At 61.8% G+C, this 15,359-nt stretch carries 16 protein-coding genes; 9 read left to right on the top strand and 7 right to left on the bottom strand.

Annotation, left to right across the window (positions count from 1 at the left end; genetic code table 11):
* Positions 1–42: 42 nt before the first annotated feature.
* Both DD235_RS14720 and DD235_RS14715 read right to left on the bottom strand, forming a co-directional pair.
* On the bottom strand, positions 43–369 hold the full coding sequence (locus DD235_RS14720; RefSeq protein WP_109062854.1) for a TehB family protein: 327 nt from the start codon (positions 367–369) through the stop codon (positions 43–45).
* 45 nt (positions 370–414) lie between these two features.
* Positions 415–816 carry a group III truncated hemoglobin gene (locus DD235_RS14715; protein WP_109062853.1) on the bottom strand — a complete coding sequence of 134 codons (402 nt, stop codon included), beginning with the start codon at positions 814–816 and terminating at the stop codon, positions 415–417.
* Positions 817–918: 102 nt separating this feature from the next.
* Between DD235_RS14715 and DD235_RS14710 the strand changes: the two genes are divergently transcribed.
* Complete coding sequence (locus tag DD235_RS14710) at positions 919–1,632, top strand: Crp/Fnr family transcriptional regulator (RefSeq protein WP_204524254.1); 714 nt, start codon at positions 919–921, stop codon at positions 1,630–1,632.
* Positions 1,633–1,712: 80 nt separating this feature from the next.
* Here DD235_RS14710 and phnE (DD235_RS14705) read toward each other — a convergent pair whose 3' ends face one another.
* The 4 genes from phnE (DD235_RS14705) to phnD all read right to left on the bottom strand — a co-directional run bounded on the left by phnE (DD235_RS14705) (position 1,713) and on the right by phnD (position 5,238).
* Positions 1,713–2,510, bottom strand: coding sequence for a phosphonate ABC transporter, permease protein PhnE (phnE, locus tag DD235_RS14705; RefSeq protein ID WP_109062851.1), 798 nt, complete (start codon positions 2,508–2,510; stop codon positions 1,713–1,715).
* Positions 2,507–3,340: a phosphonate ABC transporter, permease protein PhnE gene (gene phnE, locus DD235_RS14700; RefSeq protein ID WP_109062850.1), complete on the bottom strand. Its 834-nt coding sequence runs from the start codon at positions 3,338–3,340 to the stop codon at positions 2,507–2,509. Before phnE (DD235_RS14700) ends, phnE (DD235_RS14705) begins: the two co-directional genes overlap by 4 nt.
* Before the next feature lie 73 nt (positions 3,341–3,413).
* Positions 3,414–4,250, bottom strand: coding sequence for a phosphonate ABC transporter ATP-binding protein (gene phnC / locus DD235_RS14695; protein ID WP_109062849.1), 837 nt, complete (start codon positions 4,248–4,250; stop codon positions 3,414–3,416).
* Positions 4,251–4,281: 31 nt separating this feature from the next.
* Positions 4,282–5,238, bottom strand: a complete 957-nt coding sequence (gene phnD, locus DD235_RS14690; protein WP_109062848.1) for a phosphate/phosphite/phosphonate ABC transporter substrate-binding protein — start codon at positions 5,236–5,238, stop codon at positions 4,282–4,284.
* Positions 5,239–5,476: 238 nt separating this feature from the next.
* Between phnD and tauA the strand changes: the two genes are divergently transcribed.
* Genes tauA through tauC form a run of 3 tightly spaced genes read left to right on the top strand, consistent with a single transcriptional unit; the run spans position 5,477 to position 8,184 of the window.
* Positions 5,477–6,463 (top strand): taurine ABC transporter substrate-binding protein, encoded by a 987-nt coding sequence (gene tauA / locus DD235_RS14685; RefSeq protein WP_109062847.1) that lies wholly within the window; start codon positions 5,477–5,479, stop codon positions 6,461–6,463.
* Between the two features lie 18 nt (positions 6,464–6,481).
* Positions 6,482–7,306, top strand: a complete 825-nt coding sequence (tauB, locus tag DD235_RS14680; RefSeq protein ID WP_109062846.1) for a taurine ABC transporter ATP-binding subunit — start codon at positions 6,482–6,484, stop codon at positions 7,304–7,306.
* Positions 7,303–8,184 (top strand): taurine ABC transporter permease TauC, encoded by an 882-nt coding sequence (gene tauC, locus DD235_RS14675; RefSeq protein WP_109062845.1) that lies wholly within the window; start codon positions 7,303–7,305, stop codon positions 8,182–8,184. The genes tauB and tauC overlap by 4 nt, the downstream gene beginning before the upstream one ends.
* A gap of 101 nt (positions 8,185–8,285) precedes the next feature.
* Here tauC and DD235_RS14670 read toward each other — a convergent pair whose 3' ends face one another.
* Positions 8,286–8,687: a cupin domain-containing protein gene (locus DD235_RS14670; RefSeq protein ID WP_109062844.1), complete on the bottom strand. Its 402-nt coding sequence runs from the start codon at positions 8,685–8,687 to the stop codon at positions 8,286–8,288.
* Positions 8,688–8,961: 274 nt separating this feature from the next.
* Between DD235_RS14670 and sstT the strand changes: the two genes are divergently transcribed.
* The 5 genes from sstT to DD235_RS14645 all read left to right on the top strand — a co-directional run bounded on the left by sstT (position 8,962) and on the right by DD235_RS14645 (position 15,264).
* A complete protein-coding gene (gene sstT, locus DD235_RS14665; RefSeq protein WP_109062843.1) occupies positions 8,962–10,167 on the top strand; it encodes a serine/threonine transporter SstT in 1,206 nt (401 codons plus the stop codon).
* 38 nt (positions 10,168–10,205) lie between these two features.
* Positions 10,206–10,664, top strand: a complete 459-nt coding sequence (locus tag DD235_RS14660; RefSeq protein WP_109062842.1) for a hypothetical protein — start codon at positions 10,206–10,208, stop codon at positions 10,662–10,664.
* A 125-nt stretch (positions 10,665–10,789) separates the two neighbouring features.
* A complete protein-coding gene (locus DD235_RS14655) occupies positions 10,790–12,742 on the top strand; it encodes a sigma-54-dependent Fis family transcriptional regulator (RefSeq protein WP_109062841.1) in 1,953 nt (650 codons plus the stop codon).
* Positions 12,743–12,898: 156 nt separating this feature from the next.
* Entirely contained in the window at positions 12,899–14,716 is a 1,818-nt protein-coding gene (locus DD235_RS14650; RefSeq protein ID WP_109062840.1) for an NAD(P)/FAD-dependent oxidoreductase, read from the top strand.
* 272 nt (positions 14,717–14,988) lie between these two features.
* Positions 14,989–15,264 carry a hypothetical protein gene (locus tag DD235_RS14645; protein ID WP_109062954.1) on the top strand — a complete coding sequence of 92 codons (276 nt, stop codon included), beginning with the start codon at positions 14,989–14,991 and terminating at the stop codon, positions 15,262–15,264.
* The last annotated feature ends 95 nt before the right edge of the window (positions 15,265–15,359 follow it).

Below are 15,359 nucleotides of genomic sequence, written 5' to 3'. Positions count from 1 at the left end.
GGCATTGAAGCGGGCAGGCCATTATAAGGTGATCGCCAGGGCCTAGGCGGATTCACCCTGGCGCGGCAGTCGGCAGAACTCGATATGGAACTGCCCCGGCTCGATGAAGGCGACGCGATGGCGTATCTCAGGCGCGATGATGAGGGATTCGCCGGCGGCAAGCTCTACACTGACATCCGGCGACTGCGCCAGTTGATAACGCAGTCGTCCGGCCTGGACCTGCAATCGTCCCCAGACCCCTGCTGCCGTGGCATGGTCTGTCTGGAGTGCTGTCGGCAACGTGTCAGGTGTGAAGTCGGGCGAGCGGCCGTAGGGTTCCACGCCTGGAGGAAGCGTGAGCGGGAGATCAGGATGTCGAGGATGCGTCATGCGAGGGACCTTTCTCCATCATGGTGATGCCGTGGGCATGATCGGTCAGGCAGGTTGATGGCTGCCTGGATGACCGGTGCCGTGTACACCCTGGTAGTTGGCCCATAGTTTGTTGGCAATCCGACCGGCCATGGCTTCGACTTCGCTGCGCATGGCGGCATTGTCGAGTTCGGCGGTGCACTGGTGAAAAATGGCCAGCCAGCGGCGGAACATGTCGGCAGTCAGGTCGGGCAGGGCCGCGTGCTTGGTCATGGGCGAGCCACTGAAACGGCGGGTGCCGCGCAGCAGTGAGGACCAGAAATCGACCAGCAGGACGAGATGGGCGTCCCAATCATCGACGCTGGCCTCGAAAATCGGCCCCAAGGTTTCGTCGGCACGGATACGGCCGTAGAATTGATGCACCAGGCCGGTGATTTCCTGTTCGGTACAGAGTGTCGGATCGGGCATATGTTCTTGTATGGAATATATGTAAATTGTATGTATAAAACCGCTGTGCAATCAGGACGTCAGATACACTGCTGATCGTGGCAAATAAACTCACCGACGTAAATGACAAACATCAATCATGATATGGCGCAGGTCCATGCCCGGCAGTTGCTGGGGGCCTACGCGCTGTTCAAGGACTTCGAGCCGGCCGTGCTGGATGCGCTGCTGCAGCTTTCCCGCGTGGTACGGGCGAGCGCTGGCGATATTCTGTTTCGCGAGGGCGCACCTGCTTCTTCCTACCTGCTGGTGATGCAGGGCAAGGTCGAGATCCTGCGCTTCGGTGCCAATGGCGACGAGAAGATCTTTGGCCTGCTGGGCGAAGGTCAGGTCGCGGCAGACGCGGCCATGTTCATGCCGCACGGACGCTATCCGATGACGGCACGGGCCCAGGGCAGTGCCCAGATCTGCCTGCTGGGTCGGCAGCAATTGCACGAGTGCTGCCGGCGCTACCCGGATCTGGCCCTGCGCCTGCTTGCGCAGCTCAGCCAGCGGGTCTATCAGCGGGTCAACGAGGTCGATTGGGTCATCAGCAGTTCTGCTGCCCAGCGGCTGGCGGTGTACATGCTGAATCTGGCCGGGCCGGTCGGACGCGAGATCAACATGCCCGTCAACCAGCGGCAATTGGCTGCACGCCTGGGCATGCGTCCCGAAACGCTCAACCGGTTGTTTTCCAAGTGGCAGGAAGACGGCTGGATCTCAGGCCGCCAGCGCGACTGGACCCTGCTGGATGCGGAGGCGTTGCAGCAGGTGGCGGGCGACAGTCGCCGGTTGTTCTGATTGCCGGTGGTGCATAAATAGGTTGGCGGTACGACACCGCCTTCAAAGATACGACTTGGCGTCGAGGCGATGCCATCCGCTCAGATCAACTTGCGTCGTACCTGCGCCGTTACCCACTCACTGACAATGACCGTGGCCAGGATGACCAGCAAGAGCAGCGTGACCTTGGGCCAGGCCAGCGTGCCCAGTGCGGCTTCCAGTTTGACCCCGATGCCACCTGCGCCGACCAGCCCCAGCACGGTGGATTCACGGATGTTGATGTCCCAGCGGAATACGCTGACACCGGCCAGCGTGGGCGCGATCTGCGGTACGACACCCCAGGCCATGACCTGGGCAGGCGATGCACCGGTGGACGCCAGAGCCTCGGTCTGTGCAGGATCGATTTCCTCGATGGCTTCGTAGATCAGCTTGCCGATGAAGCCGACCGAGCGTAGCGCGATGGCGATGATGCCGGCCAGCACGCCGGGGCCGAGGATGGCAACCAGCAGCAGGGCCCAGATCAGGGAGTTGATCGACCGCGAGGCCACGATGGCCAGCAGGGCAACGGGACGAACGAAGCGGACGCTGGGCGTGGTGTTGCGGGCGGCCAGGAAGGCTACGGGTATGGCGATGGCGGTGCCGATCAGCGTGCCGAGGGTGGCGATGTTGAGCGTCTCCCACAGGGGTAGCCAGAGTTCATTGATGAAACCCCAGGCCGGCGGCAGCATGCGGCTGCCGATATCGGCGAATTGCGCCGGTGCATCGCTTACGAAAGCCCAGATCGTGTCCTGGGTCATGACCTGGAAGGCCCAGGAGACGAAGGCCAGCGCCAGGGCCCAGCCGGTGAATACGGCCAGGTTGGCGGATGAGGTGCGCTTGTGCCAGGTGGTGGTCGTCATTGGATCCTCTCACGCAACCAGCCCGACAGGTATTCCGCCAGCATGACGATGGCGATGATGACCAGGATCACGGCGGCTGCGGTATTGAATTCGTAGCGATCCATGGCTGTATTGAGAGTGGCACCGATGCCACCGGCACCGACGATACCGATGACGGCCGACTCCCGGAAATTGATGTCCAGGCGATACAGTGAAAGTCCGACCAGACGGGGCAGTACCTGCGACAGTACGGCAAAGTCCAGGACCTGCAGGGGGCTGGCACCGCTGGCGCGCAGGGCTTCCAGCTGGCCGTGGCTGATTTCCTCGATATCTTCGGCCAGCAGCTTGGCCATGAAGCCGATGGTGGCCAGGGTCAGGGTCAGGAAACCTGCAAACGGGCCGAAGCCGAACATGGCGACCAGGAAGATGGCCACGATGATTTCATTGAGCGTCCGGGCGGCGGCGATCACGGCTCGGCAGCACAGATAAACCGGCTTCGGTGCCAGATTGGCGGCCGCACCCACGGCGACCGGCAGGGACAGCAGCACGCCGACGGCAGTGGCCGTCACGGTCATTGTCAGGCTTTCCCGGAAGCCGATTACGATGTCGCCCCAGCGTGAACTGAAATCCGGTTGCGCGAAGGCGGCGACAAAACGCCAGCCGCGCATCAGCCCTTCGCTGACGCGGCTCCAGTTGATGTCAAGGGACGCCAGCGCCAGCGTCAGGTACAGCAGCGTGCCCAGGATCAGGGTCCAGCGCAGCAATGGGCTGCGGATGAAGGGCGGGCGCTGCCAGCGGGTCGGCCAGGGGGCAAGGTCCGGCTGGCGGGCACGGTGTGGAGAGGACTGCATACAGGGTAATCCGAGGGCCTGTTGATGGAGACCTGCGACGCTGCTCAGGCCAGGCGACGCCGCAGGTCGGTGTTCAGGAGCTGGCAACAGCCAGCGCAGCCGTCGGTGCCAGGGCTTCTGCGCGATGTGGACTGGCAGCGGCAGGTTCCATCCGCTGGGTCAGGGCGCTCCAGTCTTCGTCACCATAGATGCGTGTCAGCGCTGATTCGTCCACGCCGGCGGCCGGGCCGTCGTAGACGATCTGGCCGCTGCGCAAGCCGATGATGCGGGGCAGGAATTCCGTGGCCAGCACGACGTCGTGGATGTTGATGATGGCCGCCAGTTGATGCTCCCGGCACAGTTCCAACAACAATCGCATGATCTGGCGCGAAGTCTTCGGGTCCAGGCTGGCAGTCGGTTCGTCGATCAGCAACAGTCTGGGTTGCTGCATCAGGGCGCGGGCAATGCCGACGCGCTGGCGCTGGCCGCCGGACAGGGCATCGGCCCGCTTGTTTTCCATGCCCGCCAGTCCGACCCGTGCCAGCAGTTCGTAGGCCCGGCTGATATCGGCCGCATCGAAGCGGCGAAACCAGCTGGCCCAGAAGGCGGTATAGCCCAGGCGCCCGGACAGCAGGTTTTCCATGACGGTCAGCCGTTCGACCAGGGCGTATTCCTGGAAGATCATGCCGATCTCGCGACGGGCTGCCCGCAGTTGCCGGCCCGAGAGCGGGTTCATGTCGCGACCGAGAAAGGCGACTTGTCCGGCGCTGGGCGTGACCAGCCGGTTGATGCAGCGGATCAGGCTGGACTTGCCGGCACCCGACGGGCCGATCAGGCCGACGATCTCGCCGGGGGCGAGGTCCAGGCTGATGCCCTTGAGGGCCCGGTCGCCTGTGGCATAGCGTTTTTCCAGTGCGTGGATGTGCAGCATGGCGCGTCTCCTTGTGCGGCGCGCGGGCCGGTTACTTGCAGGTGTATTCGATGCCCATGGCGCGATCGATGTCGCGCACGACCTGCCAGTGCTGCTGATAGGAAATGGGCATGAACTTCTCTTGCGGTGGTTCGCTCTTGCCGAATTCCTGCAGCAGCTCGGAGCCGTTCCAGTCGAAGCTGAAGAAGGCTTCGCGGATCTTGGCCGCCAGTTCGGGCTTCAGGTTGTAGGCATGGCCGTAGCCGGTGGTGGGAAAGGTCTGCGAGGTGTAGATCACGCTCAGTTGTTCGGGCTGGACCACGCCCCGGCCTTCCATGCGCTGCTTGACCGAGTTGGCAATGGCGGCGGCCGGGTAGTCCTTGTTGGCAACGCCCAGGATGGAATTGTCGTGCTTGCCGGAGAAGACCGGTTCGTAGTCCGTGCCGGCTTCCATCTTGAACTCTTCGCGCAGCAGGGCCGAGGGAGCTTTGTAGCCGGAATTCGAGGTTTCGGACGTGAAGGCCAGTTTCTGGCCCCGGATATCCTCGACCTTTTCGATGCCGCTGCCCGGATAGGTGATGATTTCCATCTCGTAGCCGAAGCGGTCGTCGTTGGAGGCCATCATGGCAAAGGGCACGAAGCCCGCGCAGTTCACGGCCAGGGGGTTGGAGCCGGTATTGAAGCCGGCTACATGCAGTCGGCCGGCGCGCATGGCTTCAAGCTGGGCGGCATTCGACTGGACCGGGAAGAACTGGACCTTTTTGCCCGTGACTTGCGACAGGTGCTGCAGGAAACCGTCCCAGACCTTGGCGTACACCGCTGGATCCTCGACGGGCGTATAGGCAAACACCAGCGTGGCCGGATCGACCCACTGGGCCGGGTCGGTCGGCGCATCTGCCACCAGATCGCCATTGGCATCCTGGTAACGTGCGTCCAGGGCGTGGGCCGGTGCAAGGGCGCACAGGCCGATGCCAGCGAGCAGGGCGTGGAACAGGGGCTTGAGGGACATGGTGGGACTCCCGCGTCAGGTCATGAAAATGATCGGAATCTGGGAGTCTATGGGGGGCAGATGACGTGAATATGACGTTGTATGAAATGAAACGGCGTGCCTTGATGGTGACGGGAAACCTATTGGCAATAATAGGGTTATTCCGATAGCGCTTAAGCATAGGGCGAACAAGTCTTTGTGAATGAATGGCCTGCCTCTCTACACTCGGTAGCTACACATTCATTTCCAAGGAATCCTCATGCATCCCGTCAGGAAATTGTTTTCCATTTCGCTCGCGCTCGTGCTGGGCAGTGCGTACGGCGCAGCGACGGCTGCCGAGTTCACGGTGGCCTACCAGACGATCCCGGTACCATCCCAGGTGGCCCAGGCCGATGGGTTGTATGAACAGGCGACGCAATCAAAAATCGACTGGCGCAAGTTCGATGCCGGGGCCGAGGTGATCAATGCCGTGGCGTCCGGCGATGTGCAGATTGCCTACCTCGGCTCCAGCCCGCTGGCGGCGGCTGCCAGTCGTCGCCTGCCCATCGAAACCTTCCTGATCGCTGCCGAACTGGGCACCAGCGAAGAACTGGTGGCTCGTGATGGTGCAGGCATCAGCACCCCCCAGGATCTGGTGGGCAAGAAGGTCGCCACGCCCTTTGTGTCGACCAGTCACTACAGCCTGCTGGCTGCCCTCAAGCATTGGCAGATTGATCCCAAGAGCGTCGAGATCGTCAACCTGACGCCGCCCAATATCATTGCCGCCTGGACGCGGGGTGATATTGATGCCACCTATACCTGGGATCCTGCGCTGAGTCGCGCCAAGGCCTCCGGCAAGGTGCTGATCAGTTCTGGTGATCTGGCGAAGCTGGGCGCACCGACGTTCGATGTCTGGCTGGTGCGCAGCGATTTCGCACAGCAGCACCCCGAGATCGTAAGTGCCTTTGCCAAGGTCACGCTCGACAGCTATGCGGATTACCAGAAGGACCCGCAGGCCTGGCTGGCGAATAAAGACAATATCGATAAGCTGGTGCGCATTACTGGAGCGAGTGCCGAGGAAATCCCGAACGTCCTCAAAGGCAGTGGCTATCTTGCGGCTGCCCAGCAGATCGAGGCCCTGGGCGCGCCAACGGTTGCGGCGCTGGCGGATACGTCGGCCTTCCTCAAGGAGCAGGGACGGATCGACGATGTCCTGCCCGATTACGCCGCCTACACGACGCCGCGTTATGTCCAGGCAATCAAATAAAGAACCCGGTAGGTCGGCATGGCATATCTCGAACTGCAGCACGTAGCGGCCCGTTATCCGGGCAGTGGTCATGATGTCCTGGCAGATATTTCCTTGACTCTGGGGCCAGGGCAACTGCTGGTCGTACTGGGTCCCTCGGGCAGTGGCAAGACAACCCTGCTCAATCTGATCGCGGGGTTCGAGGCACCGTCGCGTGGTAGCCTGACGCTTGATGGCGAACCGATTGCTGGGCCAGGGGCGGCGCAGGGCGTGGTTTTCCAGGAAGGCGCGTTGCTGCCCTGGCAGACCGTGCTGGACAATGTTGCGTTTGGACTGCAATTGCGCGGCGTGCCGCGCTCCGAGCGAGAGGGCATTGCACTGTGCCACCTGGCCCAGGTCGGATTGGACGGGTTTGCCCGTCGTCGCATCTGGCAACTGTCGGGTGGTCAGCGCCAGCGAGTCGGGATCGCCCGTGCCCTGGCGGCCGATCCTCGTATCCTGTTGATGGACGAGCCTTTTGGTGCTCTGGATGCCATGACGCGTGAGCAAGTGCAGGAGCTGCTGCTCGCGGTCTGGCATCAGGCATCCAAGCCTGTGTTGCTGATTACGCATGACATTGAGGAAGCCGTTTTCCTGGCAACGGATCTGATCCTGCTGGGCGGGCAACCTGGGCGGATTGTCGAGCGGTTGCAACTCGATTTCGGACGCCGTTACGCTGCAGGTGAGCCTGCCCGTGCGCTCAAGTCCGATCCTGCCTTTATCGCCATGCGTGAGCATGTGCTGGCACATGTATTTGCGCAGCCGGTGTCGGCTGTCTCCGTGCCCGCGACCTCAGGCATGGTCGAGACAGGCGTGCGGCAATGAGCGCGCGTGTAGAACGTGGTGCTGTCGATCTGGCGGCAGCGGTGTCGCCCCCTCGTCCTGGGGGACGCGCCTCAGGACGCGTGTTGCCGGGTGGCCAACGTGCTGGCAGGCATTTGTCAGTAGGGCTGATCAGTGTGGTGACATTGGCGGTATTGCTTGCCGTCTGGTGGGGCGTGACGGCTGCAGGCCTGATCGAACCCTTGTTCCTGCCGGGGCCGGGCGAGGTGTTGCGCCGACTGGCGCGGCTGGTGACGGCTGGCTATATGGATGCGACGCTGTGGGAGCATGCCTGGGCCAGTCTGCAGCGGATCGGGCTGGCCATGATTGCGGCCATTGTGCTGGCGGTGCCTGCCGGCATTGCCATTGGGCGCAGTCGTCTGGCGCGGGGCATCCTGGACCCGCTGATCGAGTTCTATCGGCCCATTCCACCATTGGCCTACCTGCCGCTGATCGTGATCTGGTTCGGGATCGGTGAACTGGCCAAGGTGTTGCTGATTTTCCTGGCGATTTTTGCGCCGGTTGCCATTGCCACCGCCAATGGTGTGCGTCATGTCGCGCCGGTCCGGTTGCGCGCCGCACAGTCGCTGGGCGCGACGCCGCGCCAGTTGCTCTGGCATGTGATCCTGCCCAATGCCCTGCCGGAGATCTTGACCGGGCTGCGGATTGGTCTGGGGGTGGGGTGGTCCACCCTGGTCGCATCGGAACTGGTGGCGGCGACGCGCGGGCTGGGTTTCATGGTGCAGTCGGCAGGCCAGTTTCTGGCGACAGACGTGGTGGTGGCAGGTATCCTGGTCATTGCCGCGATTGCAGTGGCGCTGGAATTGGGGCTGCGGGCGCTGCAGCGGCGGCTGGTACCCTGGCACGGCACGGGGCACTGACGGGGTCAGTATGTCGGAGAAGGAAAGCACCATCGCATTCGTTCCGACGCGCACAGAATGTATCGTGCGGATTGTCCCGACTATGGCCGCCGGTTTGGCTTTTAGTCAGGCTGGATGCTGGTGATCTGCAGCACGACTGGTTCATCTCCGGTACGGGCAAAGTGCTTTTGCGAGACGGGATGGGTGAACACGCTGCCTGGGGGCAGTGTCTGCAGTCTGGTAGCGTCGAATTCGGTGCCGAAGCCGAGCTCCAGCGTGCCGCTGATGACCGTCACGATGAAATAGCCCTGGTCGGGGCCGTGGGGCTGCAGGTCCTGATTCGGCGGCAGTGTGGCGCGGATCGTGCGGATATGGTGCGTGGCGTCTTCGTGCAGCACGACCCGCCCCTGCTGTGCGGCCAGCTCGGGTCCGAGCAGGGCGATATCGGCCGGGGATTGTGCCTGTGCGGCCGCTGCTGCTGCGCACAATGTGCCGGCGAGAATTCTGGCGAGGTGTCGGGTCATGATCTGCTCCTGAAAGATGTGTGTATGGCTGGTGAGGGAGGGGGAGATATCGATGTCATCCTATCGTCTCAGTTTTTAATTGAGAATGATATGCGTCAATAATTGAATCGCAGGACAGTCTGGAGCAAATCAGTGGCAGGTTGCTGTGGGCCTGCCAGCGCAATTTCTTGCCATGGCTTGATCCAGTTCATGTGCATCGGGCTTGGGATGAGGCACATCCGGGTAAACTCGCGGTTTTGCCTCTACTTCCATCCATCTTTCGGCATCCAATCCCATGTCCGCATCTTCTTCAACGCTACTGCGCGTCCTTAACCGCGTGCCGCTGATTACCCAGATCGCCATTGGCCTGCTGCTGGCTGTGCTGCTGGCCTGGTTCAGCCCGGATACGGCGCGGCAGTTCGGTTTCCTGGGCGACATCTTTGTGTCTGGCTTGCGCGCAGCGGCTCCCGTACTGGTACTGGTGCTGGTGATTTCTGCCATCGCCAACCAGCAGACCAACCAGCCTACGCATATCCGGCCCATTCTGCTGCTGTACGTTATCGGTACTTTGGGGGCGTCGATGATCGGCGTAGGGGCCAGCTTCCTGTTTCCGTCAGGTATTACCCTGAGCGAAAGCACGCAAGCGCTGTCGCCGCCGTCCGGTATTGTCGAGGTCGTCAAGAACCTGTTCATGAGTGCCATCACCAATCCGGTGCGCGCTCTACTGGATGCCAACTTCATCGGTATCCTGGTCTGGGCACTGGGCCTGGGCGTGGCCATGCGCCATGGCAGTGAAACGACTCGCCAGGTCTGGGCTGATCTGGCTGCAGGCGTGTCCCTGATCGTGCGGGTGGTGATCCGCTTTGCGCCGCTGGGCATCTTTGGGCTGGTGTGCCATACGCTGTCCACCACGGGTTTTGGTGCGTTGCTCGAATATGCGCACCTGCTGGCCGTGCTGATCGGCAGCATGCTGCTGGTCACCTTCGGGCTGAATCCGTTGCTGGCGTTCTGGAAGATGCGCCGCAATCCGTATCCCATTGTCTGGCGCGCCGTGCGCGAAAGCGCTGTCACCGCGTTCTTCACGCGCAGCTCGGCCGCCAATATTCCTGTCAATCTGGAACTGTGCAAGCGCATGGGCCTGCACGAGGATACCTATTCGATCTCGATCCCGCTGGGGGCCACCGTCAATATGGCGGGTGCAGCCATCACCATCAGCGTGATGACACTGGCAGCGGTGCATACGCTGGGCATTCCGGTCGATTTCCTGACGGCACTGCTGCTGTGCGTGGTTGCCTCGGTCGGTGCCTGCGGCGCTGCCGGCGTGGCGGGGGGGTCATTGCTGCTGATTCCGCTGGCCTGCAACATGTTCGGTATCCCTGATGACATCGCCATGCAGGTGGTGGCGGTTGGGTTCATCATCGGCGTGCTGCAGGATTCGTTCGAGACGGCGCTGAACTCGCATACCGACGTGGTGTTCACGGCAGCCTGCGAACAGCGCTGATGTTGCATTCCCGGTACTGGCCATAGCGGAATCGAGCCATGTCTTACAAGTTTTTGCTCTACACCTGCTTGGCCATGTCGCCTCTGCTGCTCATCGGTTTTTTCCTGAAAATCAGCCGTGCCAGAGAGGCAGGGCGGCAGTCGGATCCTGCTGCGGGCATGAGGCGGATATCGAAGAAATCCTGGCTGCTGAAATTCTTTGATGTGTCTGGCTATCAGGCCGAGTGCTACTTTGATGTCAGATATTTTTTCATCAGGGACAATGGCGCGCTCAAGGAAATCCCTCTGACCAGCATCCGCAGGGTCTACCGGACCTCGGTGAAAGTCAGCGGACGCTACATGTGGGCTGTGGTCTATGCGGAGGGAGCACAGGAACATACCGTGAAGTTCATCCATAACTTCACGGTATTCAACAAGGACTTTCTGGGCTTCCTGAGTGCGGTCGAAAAGGCCAATCCTGCGGCGGGGGTCGAAAAGCTGACCGTGTTCAGTCTGTAGTTGAATCCCAAAGTTTGTTGCACCGCATCTCAAGGAAAACCTGCATGTACGGCCTGCCGTCATGACGGCACACTGGCATCCAGGCCATGCCCGGCCGGGCGCGCCTGTTTTCGGGATGAGGTCGGATGCAGTCTTCACATGTGGCGCATGTCCAAGAAATCGAGGCCGTTTGCCTGGGCAGCCTGTCGCAGCGCGATGCGGCAGTGGTACACAGCTGGCGGCGGTGCATCGAACATCACCGGCTTGATCCGGCGCAGGCCTGCGAAGCCTACATCGTGCCGGATGCCCAGTTGCGCGAGCATCGCCAGCAGTCCGAGGCGCTGATCAATATTGCGCGCTCCGGGTTGGAGCGCCTGTACCAGCAGGTTGCAGGGCTGAACTATGTGCTGCTGCTGTCCGACAGCAAAGGAGTGGCGGTCGATTTCCTGGGGGCAGAGGGCCAGCGTGACGCCTTGCGACAGGCCGGTCTCTATCTGGGCTCGGAGTGGTCTGAGCAGCGGGCCGGTACCTGTGCCGTGGGGGCTTGCCTCCAGACAGGTGAAGCCCTGACCATTCACCAGAGCGATCATTTCGATCATATGCACACGCCGCTGTCCTGCACGGCAGCACCCATCTACCACCACGATGGGGAACTGGCAGCAGTGCTGGATTTGTCGCTGCTGCAGTCACCGCAGGCCAAGGCCAGCCAGGGGCTGGCCCTGCACCTGGCCAATGCCGCAACGCGACGCATCGAACTGGCCAATCTCATGGCTTGCCATCGGCAGGAGTGGGTTCTGTGTCTGTCGCTGTCGCCCGAGTTTCTGGATATTGATCCAGAGGCCGCCGTGGCGATCGATGGTGCGGGGCGCATCAAAGGCATGACGCATACCGGTGCCCGCATCCTGGCGCGTGCCGCCGGCCTGGACTGGCGCAAGCCGGCAGGCTTGCTGGGACAGCCGATGACACGCTTCCTGCACCTGGAGACGGACCAGTTGCCGACGCTGATGCGGTATCGCCCGGCACAGGAGCGCGTTGTGATGGCGCGTGATGGCAGCGTGCTGTTTGCCCATGCGATCGAACCCCGTCGCGCGCCGGCAGGCCGGGTTGCCGATGTCGGCCGGGTCGAGGCCGATGCCGCGCTGCCCCCTGCGTTGCAGGGATTGGCAGGGTGCGATGTTGCCATGCAGTCCATGCTGGCCAGGGCCGCACGGCTGGCAACGCGTGATTTGCCGGTGCTGCTCCAGGGCGAGACGGGGTCGGGCAAGGAATATCTGGCACGTGCTATCCACACTGCCAGCGGTCGGCAAGGAAATTTTGTCGCCATCAATTGCGCCGCATTGCCGGAAAGCCTGATCGAGAGCGAATTGTTCGGCTATCTGGCGGGCACGTATACGGGGGGAGCAGCACGCGGCCGCGTCGGCCTGATCGAGGCGGCGGATGGTGGCACCCTGTTTCTCGACGAAATCGGCGATATGCCGCTGGCGCTGCAGAGCCGGCTGTTGCGGGTGCTGGCCGAATCGGAGGTCATGCCTCTGGGCGCGCGTCGCGGCAAACCTGTGGATATCCGCGTGATCTCGGCAACACACCAGGACCTGGGGACGCTGGCGACGCAGGGACGATTCCGGGCTGACCTGCTGTATCGCCTGAATGCGGCGGTCCTGTCGCTGCCGGCTTTGCGGCAACGCACGGATATCGAGTGGCTGGTGCAGCAGATAGTGCAGCGGCGCAGTGTCGAGGACGATGTGCCAAGCCTGTCTCCCGCTGCCTGGCAGGCGCTGCAGGCATATCACTGGCCGGGCAACCTGCGAGAACTGGACAATGCACTGATGCTGGCCATTGCCCTGGCCGACGGGCCGTGCATCGAAGTCCATGATCTGCCCGAGGTCTTGCGCGCGGGGCGACCGGGTCTCTCACTCGACAGCAAGACGGGCGATGGGTCAGCAGAGGCTGCATGGCAACGTGTGTTGCAGGCCTGCGGTGGCAATGTCAGCGCCGCCGCGCGACATCTCGGGATCAGCCGCTCCACACTGCATCGCTACATCCGGCGTGATGGCCTGGATAATGGGTGTGCCAATGGCGATACAGGGCGCGACACCTGATGCGACACCTGTGTCACTGCTGGCACAGGTTCATTCCGTGTTGGCCGGCCGGGCCCCAGTAGCATGGCCGATTTGCGGCTGGCATGTAATTTGCTTGGTTCTCCATGACCGGACAGCACGAAGTCCGGCATATCAAAAACGATACGGAGACACACCATGCAAAAACAGCAGGAAACGCCGCCGGCTGCACGCCAGCTCGATACCGTTCTCGAACAGTTGACTCAGGCGCTGGCCCGCCATGCGCCAGAGGAAGCCGCAGCCCTGTTTGCCGATGACAGTTACTGGCGCGATCTGGTCATGTTCACCTGGAACATCCGCACACTGGAGGGGCGTGACCAGATACGTGACATGCTGGCACAGCAACTGGAGGGCGTTGCGCCGGTTGCGTTCGAACGGGATGATACAGAGCCTGTCAGCGACGACGGGCAGGGTCTGGTCGAAGGCTGGTTGCGCATCGAGACGGCGCTGGCGCGTGGCTATGGACATATCCGCCTCAAGCATGGCCGGATCTGGACATTCCTCACGACCATGTCCGAGCTGAAGGGGCACGAGGAGCCTCTGGGTGTACGCCGTCCCATGGGGGCCGAACATGGTATCCGGCGTGGCCGCCAGACCTGGCAGGAGCGACGTCAGCAGGAACAGGCCGAACTCGGGACGACCCGCCAGCCCTACGTACTGATCATCGGCGGTGGCCAGGGGGGTATCGCACTGGGCGCACGCCTGCGGCAACTCGACGTGCCCTCCCTCATTATCGACCAACACGCCCGGCCCGGCGACAGCTGGCGTCGGCGCTACAAGTCGCTGTGCCTGCACGATCCGGTCTGGTATGACCATTTGCCGTACATTCCCTTTCCCGAGAACTGGCCGGTCTTCGCACCCAAGGACAAGATCGGCGACTGGCTGGAAATGTACGTCAAGGTCATGGAGCTGAACTACTGGAGCAGCACCGTATGCAAGCGGGTGCAGTACGACGCATCCAGTCAGGCCTGGGAAGTCGAGATCGAGCGCGATGGCCAGACGCAGATCCTGCGGCCACAGCAACTGGTCTTTGCCACCGGCATGTCGGGCAAGCCGAACATTCCGAAAATCGCCGGACAGGATGTCTTCAAGGGCGAGCAGCAGCACTCTTCGCAGCACCCCGGCCCCGAAGCCTATGCCGGCAAGAAAGTAGTGGTGATCGGGGCCAATAACTCGGCCCATGATATCTGCGCGGCCCTTTGGGAGGCGGGCGCGGACGTCACCATGGTGCAGCGCTCGTCTACCCACATCGTGCGTTCAGATTCGCTGATGGAGATCGGCCTGGGCGACCTGTATTCCGAACGGGCGCTGGCGGCCGGTGTCACGACGCGCAAGGCCGACCTGCTGTTTGCCTCGCTGCCGTATCGCATCATGGCCGACTTCCAGATCCCGGTCTACGACAAGATCCGCGAGCGTGATGCGGACTTCTATCGCCAACTTGAGGCGGCTGGTTTCATGCTGGATTGGGGCGATGACGGCTCCGGCCTGTTCATGAAATACCTGCGCCGGGCCTCCGGCTACTACATTGATGTTGGCGCGTGCCAGTTGATCATCGATGGCAGCATCAAGCTCAGGTCGCGCACGGATATCAGCCATCTGACCGAGGATGCCGTGGTTCTGGCCGATGGTACGGCGCTGCCGGCCGATCTGGTGGTCTACGCCACTGGCTATGGTTCGATGAACGGCTGGGTAGCCGACCTGGCCGGACAGGAAATGGCCGACCGGGTTGGCAAGTGCTGGGGCCTGGGATCAGACACCACCAAGGACCCGGGGCCGTGGGAAGGAGAGCAGCGCAATATGTGGAAACCGACCCAGCAGCCGGCCCTGTGGTTCCATGGTGGGAACCTGCACCAGTCACGGCATTATTCCCAGTATCTGGCACTGCAGCTCAAGGCGCGTGAGGCAGGGCTGCCGGTGCAGGTGTATGGGACACAGGAAGTGCATCACCTGCGGTGAGTCGGGCAGGGCAAATCATTCTGTCTGAAAGGGCAGGCTGACTGAGTGGTGTCACCAAGAGGGCATCCGTTCAGTCAGCCTGCTCGTGCATGTTTGTTGTATTGAGGAGATATAAACATCAACGGATCAGCCTCTGCATGCAGAATGAGCATATGCATTTGGATTGAAATGTTATTTACACGGGCGTGGTGTACAGTAAAAAGCTTGAAAGCATTTCTGGATCGCAATAATTCAAAAAAGTGATCTTGTGTGGTCTTTATGAGGACCTTGGTATGACGCAGCTTCAAAGCACCACAACCGTGCAGCTTCACGCCAGTATTTGGCAAGTGTTGGAACTCGTTCGATTACGCCAAACGCCATGGCACAAGAAACAGGCCGTTTTTGACAAGCTGCAATCACTCGGACTGATCGAGGCCATTCCACAGAGAACGCTGACACCCTCTCCACACCCGGCTCTGATGATCGCTGCCCTGACAGACGATGGGCGCCGGGCGCTTGAAATGCGGGCAGATCAGCAGGCTGCCATCGGCAGGTTTTTGAGTGCTTGAGATGCTGTAGGCCAGGCTGCCGGGTAATGTGCTGCATTGCGGGCATTCTGAGCGCACCTACTGCGGCCCCTGTAGACACACCGGTTCTACAGGTT

It is taken from the genome of Corticimicrobacter populi (assembly GCF_003123725.1).
Taxonomy (GTDB): Bacteria; Pseudomonadota; Gammaproteobacteria; order Burkholderiales; family Burkholderiaceae_B; genus Corticimicrobacter; species Corticimicrobacter populi.
The sequence above is the reverse complement of the archived record's forward strand: the minus strand, read 5'-3'. Positions and strand labels throughout refer to the sequence as shown.